The organism is Ottowia cancrivicina, assembly GCF_029813755.1.
Classification (GTDB): Bacteria; Pseudomonadota; Gammaproteobacteria; order Burkholderiales; family Burkholderiaceae_C; genus Ottowia; species Ottowia massiliensis.
Map to the genome: position 1 here is coordinate 25016 of NZ_JARVII010000009.1, position 18353 is coordinate 43368.

The 18353-nt window shown below is 67.8% G+C and carries 16 protein-coding genes and 1 pseudogene; 1 reads left to right on the plus strand and 16 read right to left on the minus strand.

Annotated elements, in window-relative coordinates:
• Nucleotides 1-28: 28 nt before the first annotated feature.
• From QB898_RS05750 to QB898_RS05765, 4 genes are all read right to left on the minus strand, one after another.
• On the minus strand, nucleotides 29-808 hold the full coding sequence (locus QB898_RS05750; RefSeq protein WP_279524166.1) for a nucleotidyltransferase family protein: 780 nt from the start codon (nucleotides 806-808) through the stop codon (nucleotides 29-31).
• A gap of 8 nt (nucleotides 809-816) precedes the next feature.
• A complete protein-coding gene (locus QB898_RS05755; protein ID WP_050715626.1) occupies nucleotides 817-1248 on the minus strand; it encodes a hypothetical protein in 432 nt (143 codons plus the stop codon).
• A 141-nt stretch (nucleotides 1249-1389) separates the two neighbouring features.
• Complete coding sequence (locus tag QB898_RS05760; protein WP_279524167.1) at nucleotides 1390-3294, minus strand: MFS transporter; 1905 nt, start codon at nucleotides 3292-3294, stop codon at nucleotides 1390-1392.
• A gap of 154 nt (nucleotides 3295-3448) precedes the next feature.
• Nucleotides 3449-4249: a hypothetical protein gene (locus QB898_RS05765; protein ID WP_279524168.1), complete on the minus strand. Its 801-nt coding sequence runs from the start codon at nucleotides 4247-4249 to the stop codon at nucleotides 3449-3451.
• Nucleotides 4250-4388: 139 nt separating this feature from the next.
• On the opposite strand from QB898_RS05765, the pseudogene QB898_RS05770 reads away from it, so the two are divergent.
• Nucleotides 4389-4742: pseudogene (locus QB898_RS05770) on the plus strand (helix-turn-helix domain-containing protein); the annotation flags it as partial.
• A 127-nt stretch (nucleotides 4743-4869) separates the two neighbouring features.
• On the opposite strand, the gene QB898_RS05775 reads toward QB898_RS05770, so the two are convergent.
• The 12 genes from QB898_RS05775 to QB898_RS05830 all read right to left on the minus strand — a co-directional run bounded on the left by QB898_RS05775 (nucleotide 4870) and on the right by QB898_RS05830 (nucleotide 18327).
• Entirely contained in the window at nucleotides 4870-5469 is a 600-nt protein-coding gene (locus tag QB898_RS05775; protein ID WP_279524169.1) for a formyltransferase family protein, read from the minus strand.
• Nucleotides 5460-6581: a GNAT family N-acetyltransferase gene (locus QB898_RS05780; RefSeq protein ID WP_279524170.1), complete on the minus strand. Its 1122-nt coding sequence runs from the start codon at nucleotides 6579-6581 to the stop codon at nucleotides 5460-5462. Before QB898_RS05780 ends, QB898_RS05775 begins: the two co-directional genes overlap by 10 nt.
• Nucleotides 6578-6778 carry a hypothetical protein gene (locus QB898_RS05785; RefSeq protein ID WP_279524171.1) on the minus strand — a complete coding sequence of 67 codons (201 nt, stop codon included), beginning with the start codon at nucleotides 6776-6778 and terminating at the stop codon, nucleotides 6578-6580. The genes QB898_RS05780 and QB898_RS05785 overlap by 4 nt, the downstream gene beginning before the upstream one ends.
• The gene (locus QB898_RS05790; protein ID WP_279524172.1) at nucleotides 6732-6956 is read right to left on the minus strand and encodes a Com family DNA-binding transcriptional regulator; all 225 of its coding nucleotides are present in this window, start codon (nucleotides 6954-6956) and stop codon (nucleotides 6732-6734) included. The genes QB898_RS05785 and QB898_RS05790 overlap by 47 nt, the downstream gene beginning before the upstream one ends.
• A gap of 153 nt (nucleotides 6957-7109) precedes the next feature.
• On the minus strand, nucleotides 7110-7349 hold the full coding sequence (locus QB898_RS05795; RefSeq protein WP_279524173.1) for a hypothetical protein: 240 nt from the start codon (nucleotides 7347-7349) through the stop codon (nucleotides 7110-7112).
• Entirely contained in the window at nucleotides 7342-9249 is a 1908-nt protein-coding gene (locus QB898_RS05800; RefSeq protein WP_279524174.1) for a hypothetical protein, read from the minus strand. The genes QB898_RS05795 and QB898_RS05800 overlap by 8 nt, the downstream gene beginning before the upstream one ends.
• Before the next feature lie 12 nt (nucleotides 9250-9261).
• On the minus strand, nucleotides 9262-9648 hold the full coding sequence (locus QB898_RS05805) for a hypothetical protein (RefSeq protein WP_279524175.1): 387 nt from the start codon (nucleotides 9646-9648) through the stop codon (nucleotides 9262-9264).
• Nucleotides 9645-10064, minus strand: a complete 420-nt coding sequence (locus QB898_RS05810) for a hypothetical protein (RefSeq protein ID WP_279524176.1) — start codon at nucleotides 10062-10064, stop codon at nucleotides 9645-9647. The genes QB898_RS05805 and QB898_RS05810 overlap by 4 nt, the downstream gene beginning before the upstream one ends.
• A gap of 18 nt (nucleotides 10065-10082) precedes the next feature.
• A complete protein-coding gene (locus QB898_RS05815; protein WP_279524177.1) occupies nucleotides 10083-11264 on the minus strand; it encodes a hypothetical protein in 1182 nt (393 codons plus the stop codon).
• 39 nt (nucleotides 11265-11303) lie between these two features.
• Nucleotides 11304-14804: a hypothetical protein gene (locus tag QB898_RS05820; RefSeq protein ID WP_279524178.1), complete on the minus strand. Its 3501-nt coding sequence runs from the start codon at nucleotides 14802-14804 to the stop codon at nucleotides 11304-11306.
• Nucleotides 14805-15215 (minus strand): hypothetical protein, encoded by a 411-nt coding sequence (locus tag QB898_RS05825; RefSeq protein ID WP_279524179.1) that lies wholly within the window; start codon nucleotides 15213-15215, stop codon nucleotides 14805-14807. It lies immediately after the preceding gene.
• A gap of 61 nt (nucleotides 15216-15276) precedes the next feature.
• Nucleotides 15277-18327, minus strand: a complete 3051-nt coding sequence (locus tag QB898_RS05830) for a tape measure protein (RefSeq protein WP_279524180.1) — start codon at nucleotides 18325-18327, stop codon at nucleotides 15277-15279.
• Between the last annotated feature and the right edge of the window lie 26 nt (nucleotides 18328-18353).

Consider the following 18353-nt stretch of genomic DNA (forward strand, 5'->3'; position numbering starts at 1 on the left):
GCCGGGCAGGGCCGAAGGCGGCGGGCGCTCACGCATTGAGCGCGGCCAGGCGCTGGGGCGTGCCCACGTCGGCCCATTCGCCCGTGTAGAGCTGGCCGCTGACCTGGCCGGCGGCGATGGCGCGGCGCAGCAGGGGCGCGAGCGGGGCGGGCTGGCCTTGCGGGTTGCCGGGCGCGATGCTGCACCAGGGCGGCTCGAAGAGGGCACGGCGGTAGAGGGCGATGGCGCTGAAGGTGTGGCGCGCGCCTTCGGCTTGCAGCAGGCCGCCGGGGGCGAGGGCGAAGTCGCCTGCCGGGTGGTGGGGCGGGTTGGGCACGAGCCAGAGGTGGGCGAGCAGGCCGCTGTCGGCAAAGCGGGCGGCGTCTTGCGCGGCAAAGGGAAATTGCGGGGCGTGGATGTCGCCCGCCACGGCCCAGAAAACGTCTGGGCTGCTGGCGGCCAGCCTGGGCAGGGCGCGGGCGATGCCGCCAGCGGTTTCAAGGGTGTAGCCGAAGTCGCGCTCTTCTTCGGAGAGGATGAGTTCGGGCCTGGCCGGCAGGCCGGGCGGCCATTGGATGCCGCCTGCGCCGTCTGGCGCCTGCGCCCATTCCCGTGCCCATTGGCGTATCTGCCCGCCCAGCCAGCCGGTGTTGATGACGATGCGGCGCACGCCCGCAGCGGCCAGGGCGCGCGCGTGCCACTGCATGAGGGGCTGGCCGCGCACGGGCAGCAGGGGTTTGGGGCAGGCGTCGGTCAGGGGCCGCATGCGTTCGCCCCGGCCTGCCGCCAGGATGATGGCGGCGGGCGCTTGCCAAGCGGCTTCAGGCATGGCGCTGCTCAGCCGCCGATGTGCATGGCGAATTCGGCGCCGTCGTTCATGCGGCATTTGCCGCTGCCCAGGGCGCTGTCGTTCATGCGGTAGGTGCAGTTGATGTAGTTGCCGCGCTCGCCCGCGCCGTTGGCCGTGCCTTCGCGCGAGCTGGCCGACTGGCGGGTGGCGTCGCCCGTGAAGCGTTCGCCGCCGATGATGGCGCTGAAGGCGCCGTGGCCCGTGTGGTTGTGGGTGACGGTGGCCTGCACCAGGCCGTAGCGGCGGGCCGCTTCGTTTTGCGGATACAGGCGCGCGGTGAATTGCGCGGCTGGCGGCGTGGCGGGCTGTACGGCGGCGGGCTGCACGGTCACGGGTTTGCCGTCCGGCCCCATGGGCACGACGTAGCAGCCGGCCAGCAAGGCGGCGGCGGCCAGGGTGAGGGCAAGGGTTTTGGTCATGGTGTGGTCTCCACAGGGGTGAAAGAAACGGGAAATGTCTTCAGAAAGAGGAGCTGATTTGGCGGGCAAAAAAATGGCTCTCGCGCACGTTCTACTAGGACATCATGCTATGAATCAAGGAGCGAAATGCGGGCCTTGGCGTCAGTCAATCAGCGCCTGCACGCGCGCTTGCAGCTCGCGCGGGCTGGTGGCGTCGCCCGATACGGGCGGCCCCGCGCGCAAGGCCACGCGGTTGAACACGCCGCGCCTGAAGGGGCGGGTCATGGCGCCGGCCTTTTCAATGCGGCTGAAAAACGATCCCCACAGGTTGGACAGGCCCAGCGGCGCCACGGGCACATCTGCCAGGCCCTGCTCGCGGGCGCGGGCCAGAATTTTCATGATGCCGCCCTTGAAGGGCTGCAACTGCCCGTCGCGCGTGATGCCGCCTTCGGGAAAGATGCACACCACTTCGCCCGCTTGCAGCGCGCGCACGGCCTGCTCGAAGGCGGCGTGATAGACCAGCGGCTCTTCATGGTGCGGCGCAATGGGGATGGCGCGCGCCATGCGAAAAACCAGGCCCAGGCCGGGGGCGCGGAAGATGCGGCTGTCCATGATGAAGCGCACATCGCGCGGGCAGGCGGCCATGATCAGCACGGGGTCGATGAAGCTGACGTGGTTGGCCACCAAAAGGGCCGGCCCCGTGGCGGGCACGTGCTCCATGCCCTGCACCTTGAAGCGGTAAGTCAGCCGCGCAATCAGCTTGGCCGCCAGCCGCAGCAGCAGGCCCGGGGCCGTGCGCACGGCGTAAAGGGCTGCCAGCACATTCACCAGCCCCACGGCGGCAAACAGCGCCTGCGTGGACAAGCCCGCGCGCAGCAGCAGCGCGGCCAGCACGCTGGCGGCAATCATGAACAGCGCGTTGAGGATGTTGTTGGCCGCAATCACGCGCGCGCGGCGCTCGGGCGCGGCCTGCGCCTGAATCAGCGCGTAAAGCGGCACGCTGTAGATGCCCGCGCTGAAACTGAGCAGCGCCAGATCCGCCATCACGCGCCAGTGGCCGGGGCGGGCCACGAATTCGGCCACGGAAAGCGCCGTGCCACCGGCCACGGCGGGCAGCGCCTGCACGGCGGCATACAGGTCAATGGAAAACACGCTCATGCCGATGGCCCCCAGCGGCGCCAGGCCCGGCTCCACGTGCCCTTGCGAGAGCTTTTCGCACCACAGAGAGCCTGCGCCAATGCCCACCGAAAACACCGTCAGCAAAAGCGCCGCCACCTGCTCGCTGCCGTGCAGCGACTCTTTGGCGAAGGCCGGAAAGTTGGCCAGAAACACCGCGCCAAAGAACCACATCCACGAAATGCCGATGAGCGCCATGAACACCGGCCACTGCTGCCTGGCCAGCGCCAGATTGCGCCAGGTTTCGGCCACGGGGTTCCAGCAAATTCGCAACTGCGGCGCGGCCGCCGGCGTGGGCGGCACCCCGTGCGAGGCGGCCAGCCCCAGCAGCGCCAGCGCCAGGCAGGCCAGCGCGGCGTATTGCGGGCCGTGATCAGGCAGCGCCACCAGCAGGCCGCCTGCCACGCTGCCCAGCAAGATGGCCACGAAAGTGCCCATCTCCACCATGCCGTTGCCGCCCGTCAGCTCGCTCTCATGCAGATGGCAGGGCAGGTAGGCGTATTTCACGGGGCCGAACAGCGTGGAATGCACGCCCATCAGAAACACGCAGCCCAGCAGCAAGGCCGCGTCATGCCGCCAAAAGCCCACGGCGGCCAGCAGCATCACGGCCACTTCCAGCCGCTTGATCCACACGATGAGCGCGCGCTTGTCGAACTTGTCGGCCAGCTGCCCGCTGGTGGCCGACAGCAGCAGAAACGGCAGGATGAACACCGCGCCGATGACCAGCCCCGCCATGTCAGGCGGCAGCCACGCGGCGCCCAGCTGCCAGGTGGCCATCACGGTGAAAGAGAACTTGAACAGGTTGTCATTGGCCGCGCCGCAAAACTGCGTCCAGAAAAACGGGGCGAAACGGCGCTGGGCCAGAAGGCCGAACTGGCTGGAATGGCTCATTTTTTTGCAGGGGTCTGAATCGGTCGGAAGCGCTGCCGCAGGCTGGGTTTGCGGGGCCAAACCGGCCCCTGGCCCTTGTGGAATGGGCGCGGGCAGCTATCTTTTTTGAAGTTCTGGCGGGTTGAAAGCGTGTATCTGAAGCGCGCGGATTGTGTCAGTGTGTCAAGCTGCGCCCGTGCAGCCTTTTGAGCGCCGCCAGCACCGGCCAGGCCGCCGCTGCAGCGGCCACGTGCTTGAGGCTGTGGCCTGAAATCACGCCATGCAGCGCGTGAAACACCGCGTGATCGCCCATCTCCAGCGCCTTGGCAAGGGCATAGATGCCCAGCACGCCCAGCGTGGAAAAGCCCAGCGCTCCTGCGTGAGCCTTTGCATCCGGACTGAACGGACTGAACGGACTGTGTGGGCGGCGCAGCGCCAGCAGCGCCAGCAGCAGCGCGCCGCCCGCTTGCAGCACGGCCCAGGGCGTCATGTTGCCCGTGCGCCAGTCCCACACGGCCGCCAGCGGCCCCAGCGCCAAAAGCAGCGCGGCCAGCGCCAGGCCCGCGCGGCCGCTCACGCGGTCTGCCGCCGCCAGGCCCACGACGCCCGCAAAGGCCACGGCCATGCCCGCGCGGTCCAGCGCCAGCCCGGCGTTTTCAGGGTGCAAGTGGTAGATGCCCGAGCACAGCGCGGTCAGCGCCAGCCCCGCGAAAAACAGCGCGGCCAGCATGCGCTGCGGCTGCGCCAGCCCCGTGGCGCGGCGCAGCCAGGCCAGGCCCCACGCACCGGCCAGCGCAAAGGGCAGGTTGGTGAGCACGTCCATCGCAAACGGCAGCCCGCCCAGCGCGCGCTGATCGGCAAAGTGGTGATAGTGCGCGGGCAAATGCGTGGCCGGCGCCAGCGCGGCCAGCGCCACAAGACCCAGCGTCAGGCCCAGCGTCAGGCGCTCGGCGGCGGCAGTGGAAAGGTGTTTCATGGCTTGTTCCTTTGGATGGGGATGAAACAGCGGGTAAAACCGCGGATGCCGCGCAGTCTGGGAGCGAACGCCGCAAAAAGCCGCAAAATATGCGACTTGAACGCCAAGTCTGAACCTGTAGTATCAAAATCAAATACTCATGAGCACCACCGCCGATCTCATCGCCGCCCTGAAAAAAGAACTCAAGGCCGCGCAAATGACTTACGCCGATCTGGCGCGGCAGCTGAACCTGGCCGAGTCCAGCGTCAAGCGCATGCTGGCGCGCGGCGACATGCCGCTTTCGCGCATTGACGCCATCTGCCGCGCCCTGCGGCTGGACTTCGCCGAGCTGGCCCGCCGCGTGGCCGAAGCGCAGCCGCTGCTCAAGGAGCTGACGCTGGAGCAGGAAAAAGCCGTGGTGGCCGACGAAAAGCTGCTGCTCGTGTCCATCTGCGTGCTCAGCCAGTGGACGCTGGAGCAAATGACCAGCGCCTACCGCCTGACCGAGGCCGAATGAAGCGCGGCGCGATATTTGGTGCAAATTCGTTGAGATATTTATCCACTTTTCTATTTGCACTTTGTGCAAAGGAATTGCATCTGCGGCAAAAGCAACCGGCCTGACAGAGGTTGGTATCGTTTTTTCAGCGGTGCGTTGATAAGGGAACCGAATGAAAGGATGGCTCCCAGGTGGCCAGTTTGGGGTCTTGCGCAACAGCGGGGATGTGCCCAGATTGAAGGGCATCCAGTGTCTGGCCAATCAGGCGCAGGCCCAAAGGGGCCAGTTCGCGCTGCCAGAGGGTTTGCGCCGTGTCATCGGGGGCAATCCAGCACCAGTGCTGGGCGGCTATGGGGCCCGTGTCGGCTCCGTCGTCCAGCCAGTAAACCGTGCCGCCCGTAATGGCTTCGCGCATATGGATGGCCCAGCGCACGGCATCGCGGCCACGGTGGCGCGGCAGCAGGCTGGGGTGGTAGCCCAATGCGCCCAGGCGCGCCTTGGCCCTTGCCTCGCTGGTAACGAACGCATGGGCGTGTGCGCACAGCAGCAGGTCGACGCCATCGGGCACATGTTCCGCTTGCACACGGGTGGCTGTTACTTGCGTAATGCCATGCTCACAGGCCAGGCGGGCCAGTCGGTCGTCGCTTGAGGGCGTGCACACGGCTTTTACGGTGTGCCCGCGCGCCAGGCAAAGTTTGAGGGTTTCGACCCCCAGCCATTTCTGGCCGATCAGCATTAGACGCATGACTCGCCTTCCTGGCCCAAATACCTGAAACCTTGCACCGCCCGGAAGTGCCCGCCGTAGCCAGTGCCGTGGCTTGCGCCGCGTGATTTGCAAATGCTGGCGCGGCTTCGGGCTTTGTTGCCGCCGTGCAGGGCGGCTGATACCTGAGTCCAGGCTGCACTGCGGCGCAAAGCAGCAGCCAGTCCCGGGTGGCTGGTGTGAAACAAGGTGGGCATGGGCCGCCCATAGCGGTTGCGGCCCTGCCGCCACATTTCACAAACAGCGTTCAGAAAGCGCAACCCCACACCCGCGCCTTGCCATTCGGGCATGACGACCAGACGGCAGGCGCGCGCTTCAACGCGGCTGCGGGTGCTGACAGCCACATGGGCCACCAGCTGGCCCTGCACGCGGGCGACATAGCAGGTGGCTGCAATCATGTGGGGCAGCTTCAGATAGTGATGCGGCTCAAAAGCTGGCCAGTGCTCCCAGCCGCAGGACTCGATATCGACCTCAATTGCAGGTCGGCGCCAAAGACACCCCCGTTGAAACTGGCCCGTCGCGGTGTCAAACACCCAATCAGGCCGCACCCAGTCCAGGATGTCATAGTGGCAGCTCAGCAAGACAACCTGCCCTTTTGTTCTGCGCCACGCTTTGGCAAAGGCGCCCGCGCCAATGCGGGCGATCTGTCTGTCGACCACGCTGCTGAATTCATCCAACACGGCCCGTTCAGGTGCTTCAGACACCAGGCGGGCCAGATTGGCGCGGAACTGCTCACCGTTGGACAAAACGGCGTAAGGCCGCAACCACGTTGGCACGCTGCCCAGCCCTACGCTGGAAAGCGCGGCTGTCACCTCGTCAAAACGACCTGCAGGCGTTATGGCGTCGATGATGGGCGCATCCTGCGGCCAGGTTGGGGCATACACCGCCTCGCCGCTCCACAGGGCGTGGCCCAGGCTCGTCTTGCCGCTGCCGCTGGGGCCAACGATGACGCCAATCTGCCACGGCGCGCTCTCCACATCCAGCTCGGCCGAGAGGGTGAAATTGGCTCCCGATTCCACGTTGAACAGCGACTTCACGCGCGCCGCGCGGTAGCTGTTGAAATCCGCGCAGCGGTGATGAATATCGACTCTCATACGCACACCACCTTGGGCGCATAGCCCAGTCGCAGTAAACGCGCGTAGCGGCGTTTCTGTTCGGCTTCGTCCTTGCAGGCAACGATCAGGCCGTATTGCGGGCGGTATTTGAAACCGTTGGCGCCGGGGAGTTTGTCGGGGCTTTTCGCGTCAGCCCCTGACGCTTGCACTCGCTTTGGAGTGGATTTGCTGCTCATTGTCTGTTATGGCAGAGGGTGCTCTCGGGCGCTCGGGTTGGGGGCACGTGGCCCTCAGATGATTCAAGGTGCCGCAGCGGGGGCACTTGATTTGAAGGAGGGTAAATTGTCCCGTGCCCAACTTGCGCGAGCAAGCTCCGCAGCGGATTTCTGGCAAGGTTTGAGGGTAGTTTTGCATAGCGTGCAAATCCTTTGCAGTTTTTGCTAGGCTTGCCGCCGCCTGTCGACAGGTGGCGGGTCTTCGCCTGACTTGCAGCCTTGGTCTGCGGGAAAGGGGCTACCAGTGGTGTTCGCTGCACCGCTGGCAGTCGCCCGTCTTTTTTTATTACCCCTACACCTCCCCCGTCACCACAGGCAGATCAGGCGCAGCGCCTTCGATGAGGTTGCCGCGCACGAAGACTTTTTGGGCGGTGCTGGCCTGGCCGCGGGCGCGGATGAGGGCGCCGCCGGGCAGCTCGATGGTGGCCTCGCCCTGATGAATGCTCTGCACCGTGCCGATTTGCAGGGGGGCGGGGGCCAGCAGCGCCTTGAAGGCGGCGTAGGGGTTGAAGCTGTGGGCGTGGCTAGGCATGGCTTTGCAGCGTGATGGTTTGGGTCAGGGCCGGAAAGGCCCATTGAAGGGCGGTGGCGCGCACCAATCCCAGGCGGGTTGTGCCCTGCGCGTCGGTATAGCGCAGCAGGCGGCCGGGCTTGATGATGCCGGTTTCGGGCAGCACCATGAGCGTGAGGCTTTGGCGGATCAGGCGTCCCGATTGCGCCAGCTCGGCCGTGGCGCGCTGGCGGGCGGCGGCTTCGTCGGTGATGAGCGGGTGCACCACCATGGGGCGCAGCACATCGCCGGCTGTGCCCGCGCGCTTGTAATCGCCCAGGATGCCGCCGGCCTCGCCGCTGATGAAGATGCGGTTGTAGGCAGGCTCTTGCACCCATTCGGTGTCTTCCACTTCGGCCACGCCGCGCGGCAGCTCAATGTCGGGGGTCGCGCCCGCCCAGCGCCACCAGGGCCGGGGCCAGGCGGGCAACACGTGCAGGCGTGCATCAGTGTCGTGCGGCTGGATGTAGCCGCCCGCAGCGCCGGCAATGTGGTTCAGGGCGCTGGCCCAGGTGCCCTGGTGCATGAAAGCGCCAGCGGGTACGTGCCAATCCGTCAGTTGCCAGTCCACCTGCCAGCCCATGCTCACACCGTTGAGGGTGAGCACATCCAGCATGAGCTGGTGCGCCGTGCGCGGCTGCGCGGCGCTGAAGGTTTGCACGGGGGCATAGGGCGCATCCAGCACGGCGGCCAGGCCGCGGCCGGTGACTTTGACCAGGCGCTCGGGAAAACGCACGCTGCGGCTGATGCGCTCTGCCAGCAGTCCAAAGGGCTGGCCGTTGATGGTCGCGCGCAGCTCAACAGGCGCGCCGTCGCTGCCGGGCATGAGTGCGTCCAGTGCGCCCAGCGCGAAGGTGGCCGTAAAGCTCCACGTCCATGAGTCACGCTCCAGCGTCATGCCCAGGGATTCGCAGGGCAGCAGGTCTGCCGAACCTGCACGGTGGATTTCGATGTGGTTGATCACGATGTAGCGATTGGCGGGCGGGATATAGATAACGGCGGGCGGCGTGTCGCGGCCGCCCCTGCCACACACAAAAACGAGCCGGCCCAGGGTGCCCGATCCGGCGCCCCAGGCATCGGTAAACACCAGCCTGCCCGCGGTGGCCTCGTCGTAGCAGGGCGGCCGCCGGGGCCGGATGGGCACCACGTGGCTTTGACCGCTGCTCGGGCGGCGGGCGTCTTGCCAGTGGCTGGCTGTGGCCAGCCAGATGGGCAAACCGGCCCCGCTGGCGTGGCCCAGCAGCAGGCGGCGCAGCTCGCCGTCCTGCCAGTGGCTGGCCACGAGCGAGTGCAGGCGCAGGCCCTCTTGCCAGATGACTTGCGTTGCCCCTTGCCGCCGGTCACCGTCCTGCCAGTGGCTGGCTGTGCGCACGTCCAGCAGGCGGGGTGCCTGCCAGTGCGCGCCTGTGCGGGCGCTGCGCGGTGCAGCGTCCTGCCAATGGCTGGCCGCACGGGCGCGCCTGGGCTGGCTGTCTTGCCAGTGGCTGGCCGCCCGTAAAGCCCGCGCGCTGCCGTCCTGCCAATGGCTGCCGGCCCGATGACCTTGGGCCGGCCCGTCCTGCCAATGGCTGGCTGCTGCTGCATGGCGGGCTGCACCGTCCTGCCAGTGCGCATGCACGCGCTGCTGCATGGCGCGGCTGACGTTGGCATCCCACACCAGCGCCACGCTGCCGTCCAGCCCTGGCAAGTCGGCCTCCAGCGCCAATTGCCGCGCCACGCGCAGGGTAAGGCTGCCCAGGCCGGGCAGGCTGGCATCCACCGATACCGCAACTGGCGGCGCAGGCGGCAAGGCGCTGCCTGCATCGCCAAAGAGCAGCTTGCCGCGGCCGTCATGCCCCGCGTCAAACCGTAATTTGCCCTCATCTGCCGCACGGGTGGCCACATCTGCGCCCCGTTATCCCAGCGTGGCGCCGCCCAGCAGCACCAGCCCGCCCTCGTAAATCAGGGTGCCCGCCGTGCCGGCCAATTTAAAAGGGCCGTCGCCTGCCTCGTCGGTCACGGCGCCGCTGGCAATAGCGCGGCCCGCGCCGTCGCACCACTCGGCCCATGCCACGCTGCCGGTGGCCTGCACCAAATCATGCGTATCAGCGCCCAGCAGCACGATGCGGCCCTGCGCGTCGATGCGCCCACAAGGCTTGGCCAGCGTGCGGGTGGCCAGCAAGTGGCCGCCTTGCGCGTCGTACAAACGGATGCACGATGCCTGCGCGCCGGTGTCAGCGAGCGTGACGCTGGCCTGGTTGCGGGCGGCGCGGTGCGCCGTGCTGATTTGCAGGGTGGTCACGGTGTGCCCCCCGTGCCCTCCACACTGGCCTTGGCGCGCACCGGCCCCGCGCCAGTGGCCTTGTAGTGGCGCTCTGGGTCGATGCCCACGGCCACATACTCCACGCCCGCCTCCAGCCCCTCGGCGCGGTACCAGCCCTGGGCGTTGCTCCACCCCTCCCATGCCTTGTAGCCGTCTGTCAGACGCAGCAACCACACACGGCCATTGGCGAACGGAACCTCCGGCGCTGTGGGACCGGTCTTGCTCATGACGCGGTCATGCACGTAGCCCGGCACGTGGCCGGGTATGCGCATGTCCTCAAGGCCGCGGGCGGGCCATATCACTGTGCGCACGGCGCCAGGCCGCTGCACGGTCTGCGCCCCCAGCACAGGGGCGCTCCAGTGCGAGATGCGTACGGGCAGGTTGTGATGAGCCATGTGCGGGAGCCTCCTGCGTCAGTCCTCGCGCCACGGGCCGGTGGTGTCGATGGCGTAAAAGCCGTTGGTCTGGCCCCAGTAGGAGTAGGCGGGCAACATCACCAGCCGCCGCCCGGCCAGCGGCCCGCTGCCTGTGACACTGTCGCGCGGCGAAAAAATATCTTTCAGCCCGCCCTGCGGGCAGTACAGCACACCAGGCAGATCGGCGCGCGGCCCGAAGTGGTATGCGGCGCCCGCGCGTGCAAACAGGCGGCAAAACTCAATGGAGCCGTCAACCGGATTGGGTGCCGGACCCAGCGGCTGGTTGTCACCGCCGGAGATATCGCCGCCGCCGCAATAGGATGCCGTGTACGAGAGACGCGAGCTGCCTTGTCCGGTGTACGAGCGCGGCAGGTACAGCCCGCGGCCAGGTGTGCCGCCCCCGGGGGCACTTAGGCCGCCAGCATAAATGCCGTTGGAGTTGGCGTCACTCAGGCACGACAGGCCCACCGCCCATACATCGCCCGCCGGCGCGCGCGGCAATAAGTCGCCAAAACCACGCAGCGGTGCGCTGATGTGCCCGCCCGCATCCGGCGCCCAAGCCGCCGCAAAAAACCGTGCGTCGGCCGCAAAGTCCCAATTGACGACCTCGTTGCCTGGCCGTGCGGCCACTACCCAGTAGCCGCCTCCCGCAATCTGCGCATCCGTTGGAAATGGCCCTGTGCCGTTGTCGATATCGCTCATGCTCTCAAAGCCGCGCACGCGCATGTAGGTGTCCGCGCTGTCGTCTACGCGCAGATAAAAGCCCGATGCCTTGGGGTGCGTGCTGCGGTATACGGCTTTGTTGGTGCCGGCAAAAACCTTGGTCCAATGCCCAACGGGCGCCACCTTGATGGTGATGGTGCCGCTGGCCGGCCCATCGGCAGCAGCCGTGGCAAAGGTGATTTGGCTGGGCGTGGCCGTGAGCACGCGCGCCTCGCCGTTGAGCGCATCGGGCGTGGCGCCCGCCACGGCAATCACCGTGTGCGGCTCAAACGACTGCCCGGCCTGCAAGGTGGCCGTGGCGATGCCGCCTGCCACCGTGACGCGCTGGGCCGTCACGGCGCCAAAGCCGGTGAGCAAAAACGCGTCAATCGCACCGATACGCGAACCGGGCGTGCCCGACACCACCGGCGCGCCGCGCATGCCGGAGTGCACATATTTGACGGGAAAAACTGCCATTTGGAAAAACCTTTGTAGAAAACGCAAAAAACCAAAAACTCACGGATAGGGCGTAGATGGCGGCCTGTCAGCGCTGCCGCGTACGGCCAGCAGGGCGTGGTAGTCGGGCGCCGTGGGCGAGCCAGGGCTGGTGGAGCGAATGAAGGCAAAGGGCATCTCCGCGCCCACCGTGTGAACGAACAGCACGTTGCCCGCCGTCCAGCCGCTGCCCCAGCCGGCGGCCTTGAGCACGAAATACGGCGTGCCCGCGTTGGGGTTGGTGGGCGCAAAGTCGGCATTGATGGTGCCGCTGGCGATCTGGCCCAGGTGCTCGCCGATGAGATCGAAGGTCTGGCCGTCAGCGCGCAGCCTGAGCGCCCAGCGCTCGGTAATGGCTCCGCGGTTGTTGACCGCCACGGGGTAGCCCGTGTCGTCATAGTTGCCGGTGGCGTCGTCGCCCTCGCGCGTATCCAGCCACTTGCCGCTCCATGCGCGCTGATCGAACAGCCGGATCACGTGCGCGCCCTTGTTGCCAAAGCGCAGCGCCGTCGAGAGCACACTGCCCGCCGGGAAGTCATGCCCCAGCGGCGTTGTGAGGCGCACCGTGCCGTCGATGCGCACGTCGGCCACGCGCCGGTATACCTCGATGCGCGCGCGCACCACCACCTGCGCGGGCCAGCCGGCCACGTTATTAAACGTGACGGTGCCCGCATCCAGATCCACCGTGTAGCCGTCTCGCAGCTGGCCGGAGCCGTCAGCGCCCAGCACGTCGATGCTGGACAGGCGCGTCAGCCCCGTGTTGTAGGTGTTGCCCGCCACGGCGACAAAGGGCGCGCCCGTGACGGTCTGGCCGATGACGGCGTAATCGCCCGCGCGAATAAAGGGCATGCGCCCATCGGGCGGCAGGCGCTCGGGCGTCAGGCCCATGAGCGTGGAGTCAACGGGAAGGTAGGTATAGGCCACCGCGTCGTAACGCAGCGTGGTCGGGTCCACAGGGCGCGGCCGCCAAATCTTGCCTGGCTGCACCTTGCCGACATCGGCGGCCTTGTACCACCACTCGGCCCGCTCGGCGTCCGTGAGCGCCGTGTCGGCCACGAACTGGCCGAACATGATGACAAACGCGCCAGTGGCAAAGTCCATGTGGCCCCAGGCCAGGTCGCTGGCAATCTTGCCCTGGTCGTCAACTTGCGCCGTGATGGTGTCGCCGGCCATGTCCACGGCTGTCAGGGTCAAGCCGCCCGGGCGTATGGGCGCCGTGGCCGTGCGGCCGTGGATGACGCCCGTGGTAGAGCGGCTCTTGCGCGTCCACAGGCGCCGGATGGTCAGCGTGCCCGGGTCGTCGCCTGATGCCCAGTCGTCAATGAGGGCCGCGCCGTCCACGTAGTCCACCTTGCCGCACTGCACACCAGGGTCAGTGGCCGTGCGGTCGCGGTAGAGCAAACCATTAGCGTCACTGTAGTCATGCCCCATCCAGCTAAAGCGCACGCTGCCGGGCACGATGGGGTCGCTGCCCTGCTGGCGCAGGTTGACGCCGATCTGCCGCGCGGGCACGGTGGCCGTCTGCTGCCTGGCCGCCGCGCTGGCGGGCGTATAGCGCACCAGCACCGTGCTGGCGGCCAGTACCTCCTCGGCCAGGGCCGTGTTGCCCCATGCGCCGCCCTTGCGCGTGTCGCCCGCGGTGGGCGGAGCCGGCCAGCCCGCGATCGAAAACGCATCCGCCTCGTCATAGTCGCTCTGGTAACCCTCCGTGGAGCCTCCCTTGGTGACCATGCGCAGGGTGAGCGTCTTGCCCGCATAGTCAATTTGCCCCAGCCCGTCGGCAAAGTGCCCTGCGCCGTCGTCGCTGGCGGTGTGGCGCGCCACGCGCGTGTCGCTGCTGCTGCGCTCGGTCTTGCTCCCGCGCGTGGCAGTTGTGGTCTTGTCGTGGGCGTAAAAGTAACGCCCGCCTGGCGCCAGATGCCTGCCCACGTGGCCCCGCACGATGCTGGTGCCGCCCAGATTGCTCCCACTGCTGCTGCTTACACGCTGGGCCGTGTACCACTCCACCACCACCGATCCGGGCGCCGGCTCCTCGTCCAGTACCAACTGCGCAAAACCGCCCGCATCCACCGCCACCGATGCAAAGCTCTTGCTGGCCGTGGCGCGCTGCTGCATCGTCAACTCAAAAGCCGCGCCCGCATCGGGCCAGAGCGCCGGCCGGATAAAAAGCTGCCCCACGGCGGGCATCAATTTGCCCGTCGCATCGCCCGAGAGGTTGCCCGCTGCGTCGCACACGGCCTGCCGCTGCTGGCCGCCACTGGCCCACTTGATGACACTGCCCTCGGCCTGGCCGCCTGCCTCAAGGGCCAGGCTGAACGCCGGCGCGCTGCCCGCCACCAGGGGGCCTGCGGCGCAGGCGTTGACGTAAGGGGCCGTGTCGGCCCAGCTCACGATCACGGGGCTGCCTAAATCAGGCAGGGCCGTCAGCGTGACCGAGAGCGCGCCTGAGTGGTAGCTCACCGCCCCCGAGCCGCTGCCTGTGAGCTGGCCTGCGCCGTCATCGAGCAGCGTGTACCACGTGCCCATGACCAGATACGACACGGCAATGGAGCCGGGCGCGGGCGTGGGTTTGAGCCGCCAGGTGTAGGTATAGCCGCGCGTGGCCTCGGTCACCATGATGCGCGCCGTGTGGCTGGCCGCCTGCACCTGGAGCTTGCCCACCGCGTCTTGCAGCTCTACAGTGCGCGCCGCGCCCGGGCGCTGGTCGGTCAGGGGTGTCTCGGTGCGCGTGCCGGGCACCAGCTGCGTATAGATGCTGGCGACCTTGAGCGTGAGGTCGCCCGCCGCAGCGGGCTGCACCAGGCGGCTGGCCGAATAAAACGTGCCCGCGTCGGATGCGGTGACGCGGCGCACGCGGGTCTTGCCCGTCTGCCACGCATACAGCCGGTTGGGCGGCGACCCTGCGAAATCGTGCGAGAGCGGGCTGAACAACTCGCAAGTGGCAATCTGGATGGGATAGTCGGCATAGTTGCCCTGCCCGAGTGCCTCGGTAAACGTGGCCTGCGCCGTGGTGACGCGGCGCACGCGCACGTACTGCACGCGCTCGCCGGGGTTGCCTTCATCAGCAATGAGCACCAGCGTGGTATTGACCCCTGGCGGCTCCGCGCCCGGGCGCTGGCCCAGTTGCAGGCTGCGCTGGCCCGTCACGTGGTTTTCGAGCAAAAAACCTGAGAACTCCGCCCCGGGCACGCTGGTGGCCTCAATCAGGCGCTCAATGTCGGGGCGGCGGGCAAAGGTGTTGCGCGTGGGCACGAGCGTGATGCTCACGCTCGGATCATCAGGCGGCTCGGCCAGGATGATGTTGGCGCCCGTCAAAGGGTCGGTATCGGTGTTGCGCAGCACGCCGTGCAGGTGGCGGATCTCGACCAGCCCGCCCACGCGCGCGTCCTCCGACAAATCGGGCACGATGGCGTTGCTGGCCCCATCGGGCAGCAGCTGCGCCGTGGGCGGGCCGCCGCCGGCGGCGGTGTCGGACATCTGGGCGGAGCGGGCTATGGCGATGTCGCCGTTGAGCAGGGGCATTCAGACCTCCATGAAACGCAGAGTGGGGCGGTAGAGCGTGTCGGCGTCGTACTCGCCATCGAGCAGGGGCCAGAGCGGCTCGGCCTCGAAAGCGTTGCCCTGGGTGTGGTCAAACACCACGGTGTGGCGCTGGCCGCGCAAAGTGAGTTCAAACACCTGGCCCTTGAGCGCCGCCCATGCGTGCAGCTGCTGCACCGCCGAGCGCGGCAGCCAGGCTTCGGAGGCCGCGCCTTGCAGCTCAATGGGCCGGCCCGCCTGGCGGCGCGCCACGTGCAGCAGCAAGGCGCCGTCGGTGCCCCAGCGCGCTTCGTGGGCCACCGGGCTCCAGGCGTATTCACCCACCCACACCAGGCGGTCGGGCAGCAACAGGGTTTCTTGCGAGCCGGTGTGCTTCAGGGATATGACGCTCATGCCCGCATGGTGGCGGGCGTGGGCCTGCGCGGCCAAACGAAAGGCTTCAAAAGCCTGCCCCCTATGCCGCGCGCTGGCTGGCCTGCTGCAGCTCGCGCAGCGCGCTTTGCAAGGCTTTTGCACCGGCGGCGTCGGTGCGCACGGCGTGCTTAGCGCCGCCAATGTGGATATTGACCACGTTTTGCTGGCCACCGCCCGTAGCCGCTGATGGCGCGGCAGGGGGCACGCCTGTCCCTTGGCGTTGCGCCCGGCTGGCCTCGCTGCGCGCCATGCGTTCGGCCTGCATGACGCGCATCAAACGCTCCAGCTCGGCCTTCATGGCAGCCAGCGACCCATCGGGCGAACTGCTCACACCGATGCTGGCGTAGTACTCCAGCTTCTGGCGCAGCGTGGTGGCCTGGCGCGCCGCCTCGCTGCCCAGCATGTCCTCGCCCCAGTAGCGAATCAGGCGCTGATTGAACAGCGCCTGCGGCTCCTGCGCGCTGGCCGTGCGGCCGGCCGTGTTGCGGGTCAAGCCGCTTTCGTCAACGTTCCAGCGCTCGCGGTAAGCCTTGGCTTCCTCCTCGCGTTGCTGCTGGGCGCGCTTGCTGGCTTCGATTTCGCGCTGCTTGGCGGCCACGATGCGGTCAGCTGCACTTTCGGCGGCGCTGGCTGTTTGGGCGTAGGCGTTGGCTGCCTGCTGGCCGCTGGCCGCTGCCTGCTGACCATAGTTGCGCAGGTTGTGAATGGTCTGATCAATCAGGCGGGCACTCTGGCGCAGGGCATCGGCCTCCTTGAGCTTGGCCTGGGCGAGCTTGATGGTGGCGTCCAGCTCGGCGCGCTTGAGGGCGGTGAGGGCGCCGCGCGCGGCCAGCTCGGCGCGCGTGGCCTGCGCCACTTCAATGGCGCCCTGGGCCTCGGTGCGCATGACTTCAGCCTTGGCGCGGGTGAGCTGAATATCGATACGCAACTGCTGGATGCGCGCTTGCCGGGCGGCTTCTTCGTTGCCCATAAGGCGGGCCAATTCCACGCTTTGCCCGGCCAGGTCTTTCTGTGTTTGCAGCAAGCTCACGCTGGCGCGTGCGTCGGCCAGCCGTGCCGTGAGGCTGGCCTGCGCGGCTGTAAGGGCGGCCTGGGCGGCCTGCGCTTCTTCGCCCTTGGCGCGGGCGCTGTCGCGCGCAGCGGCAGCCTGGGCGCGGGTGCGGTCGGCGTCGATTTGTTTTTTCTCGATCAGCGTCTGCAACTGCTCCAGTTCCTTGCGGCGCTCATCAGACAAATCCCCCTGGGCGGCCAGCAGCTGCTGCTTGCTGCGCAGCTCAGCGCGCAGCGAAAGCAGCTCGCCCTGGCGCTGCAAGGCCAGGCGCTCAATGGCATCGGCCTCTTGCAGCGCGGCCTGGCCTATGGCTTGCCGCAACAGGGCTTCGTCGCCCTTCAGGCGCGCCTCGGCAATGGCAGCCTGCCCGCGCGCCTGGGCAGCGGTGATTTCCTTGTCGGCCAGCGCGATTTGCGCCTGCATCTCTGTATTGACCTCGGCATAGGCGGCCGACAGGGCGGCGTAGCTGGTGCCGCTTTCAGCTGCTTGCTCGGCCGCCTGCTGCACCGCCTGGCCTTGTTGCTGCGCGGCCAGGGCGGCGCGGGTGGCCTCGTTGCCCATTGCGGCCATGTAGCTGCGCAAGGTGTCGTTGTGCTGGGCGGCGGCCAGCAGCTTCTCGCGGCTTTCGGCTTCGATGTCGGCAAACGCCTGCTTGAGGCCGCTGAAGTCAAGCGTGGCCACAGCGCCCATGAGCGCGCCCAGGCTCTTGCCCGTCGTCACCAGGGCATCGCCAAGCAGGGTAATGGCTGTTTGCGCCACTTCGGCACCGCGTTTGAGCGCATCCAGCCCGCCGGCCTGGCCGATGCGGTCGGCCATGTCGGCAAAGGCGTTTTTGATGCCGGTGATTTCCTGCGAGAGCGTTTGCGCAGCAGGCGCGCCGCCGTAAATCTCGCCTAGCCCCCGGGCCAGGGCCGGGAAAATGTCCTGCGCGGTCAGCTGCCCGCTTTCAATCAGCTTGCCCAGCTCCTGCACCGTAATGCCCATGCCCTGCGCGGCGGCCTGAAACGCGCCAGGCAGGGCCTCGCCCAGCTGGCCACGCATTTCTTCCATGCTGACCACGCCCTTGCTTGCCATTTGTGCCAGGGCCGTGAGGGCGTTTTGCGTTTCGGCGCTGGACTTGCCCGCGCGCGCCATGGCGGCGCTGACGGCGGCAAACACGTCGCGCGCGGCCTGGCCTTCAACTGCCGTGCCCTTGGTGGCCGCGGCCAGGCCCAAATAGGCGCTGGCGGCGGCGGTCACGTCCACACCGGCAGCGCTGGCTGTGCGGCGCACAAAATCCATTTCAGCGCGGGCGCGGGCCGCATCGCCCGTGACGGCTTGCAGCCCGGCCTGGAGTTTTTCCATGTCGGCGGCCACCTGCACGGCCTGACCGAAGGAAAAAGCCCCGGCCAGAGCTGCGCCCATGCGGCCGGCGGCTTGGCGGGCCTGGTTGAGCTGCTCTGAAATGCTGGTCAGGCCGCGCCGGGTTTTACCCAGAGCGGCGCTGGCCTGGCCGGCGCTGGCACCCAGGCCCTGCCAGCCCTGCACGGCGGCGGTCAGCTTCGGGTGCAGGGCGGCCACGCCCTGGGCGGTGGCCCTGATTTCACTGTTAATGCCGTCCAGCGCGCGGCTCGCCCCTTGGGTGGCCACACCGTGGCGCTGCATGTGAGCGGCCGCTTGTTTGAGCTGGCTGCGCTGCTCGGCCAGATGTGCGCTGGCTGCGGCCACGGCGCCGCGCAGCTTGTCCAGGTGGGCCGCCTCCTGCGCGGTGGGCGGGCCGGCCTGGGTGATTTGCCTGGCCCAGGCGTTGGCTTCTTCTTTCAGGCCTTTGAGCGTGCGCCCGCAGTCGCCCACATGGGTGCGCAATTGCAAAAAGGCCTCGGTGGCCTCTTGCTGCCGGCCCAGCTCGCGCAGGCGGGCCGCCGCTTGCGCGGCCTGCTGGCCCAGCTCGCCGCCCAGCGTGCCTGCCAGCTGGTCGATGTCGCCGGCCACATCCTGCACGCTGCGGCGCGCCTGCTCGCCGTCGGCGCTGATTTTGATTTCCAAGCCTTTTTCAGTCATGATGCGGCCATGAACAAAGCGCGGTT

What these genes read in the sequence shown, in the direction of transcription:
- QB898_RS05795 (WP_279524173.1), bottom strand. Translation starts at nt 7,349, where the DNA reads ATGCCTAGCCACGCCCACAGCTTCAACCCCTACGCCGCCTTCAAGGCG.
- QB898_RS05775 (WP_279524169.1), bottom strand. Translation starts at nt 5,469, where the DNA reads ATGCGTCTAATGCTGATCGGCCAGAAATGGCTGGGGGTCGAAACCCTC.
- QB898_RS05765 (WP_279524168.1), bottom strand. Translation starts at nt 4,249, where the DNA reads ATGAAACACCTTTCCACTGCCGCCGCCGAGCGCCTGACGCTGGGCCTG.
- QB898_RS05760 (WP_279524167.1), bottom strand. Translation starts at nt 3,294, where the DNA reads ATGAGCCATTCCAGCCAGTTCGGCCTTCTGGCCCAGCGCCGTTTCGCC.
- QB898_RS05815 (WP_279524177.1), bottom strand. Translation starts at nt 11,264, where the DNA reads ATGGCAGTTTTTCCCGTCAAATATGTGCACTCCGGCATGCGCGGCGCG.
- QB898_RS05830 (WP_279524180.1), bottom strand. Translation starts at nt 18,327, where the DNA reads ATGACTGAAAAAGGCTTGGAAATCAAAATCAGCGCCGACGGCGAGCAG.
- QB898_RS05780 (WP_279524170.1), bottom strand. Translation starts at nt 6,581, where the DNA reads ATGAGAGTCGATATTCATCACCGCTGCGCGGATTTCAACAGCTACCGC.
- QB898_RS05820 (WP_279524178.1), bottom strand. Translation starts at nt 14,804, where the DNA reads ATGCCCCTGCTCAACGGCGACATCGCCATAGCCCGCTCCGCCCAGATG.
- QB898_RS05790 (WP_279524172.1), bottom strand. Translation starts at nt 6,956, where the DNA reads ATGCAAAACTACCCTCAAACCTTGCCAGAAATCCGCTGCGGAGCTTGC.
- QB898_RS05750 (WP_279524166.1), bottom strand. Translation starts at nt 808, where the DNA reads ATGCCTGAAGCCGCTTGGCAAGCGCCCGCCGCCATCATCCTGGCGGCA.
- QB898_RS05810 (WP_279524176.1), bottom strand. Translation starts at nt 10,064, where the DNA reads ATGGCTCATCACAACCTGCCCGTACGCATCTCGCACTGGAGCGCCCCT.
- QB898_RS05825 (WP_279524179.1), bottom strand. Translation starts at nt 15,215, where the DNA reads ATGAGCGTCATATCCCTGAAGCACACCGGCTCGCAAGAAACCCTGTTG.
- QB898_RS05785 (WP_279524171.1), bottom strand. Translation starts at nt 6,778, where the DNA reads ATGAGCAGCAAATCCACTCCAAAGCGAGTGCAAGCGTCAGGGGCTGAC.
- QB898_RS05755 (WP_050715626.1), bottom strand. Translation starts at nt 1,248, where the DNA reads ATGACCAAAACCCTTGCCCTCACCCTGGCCGCCGCCGCCTTGCTGGCC.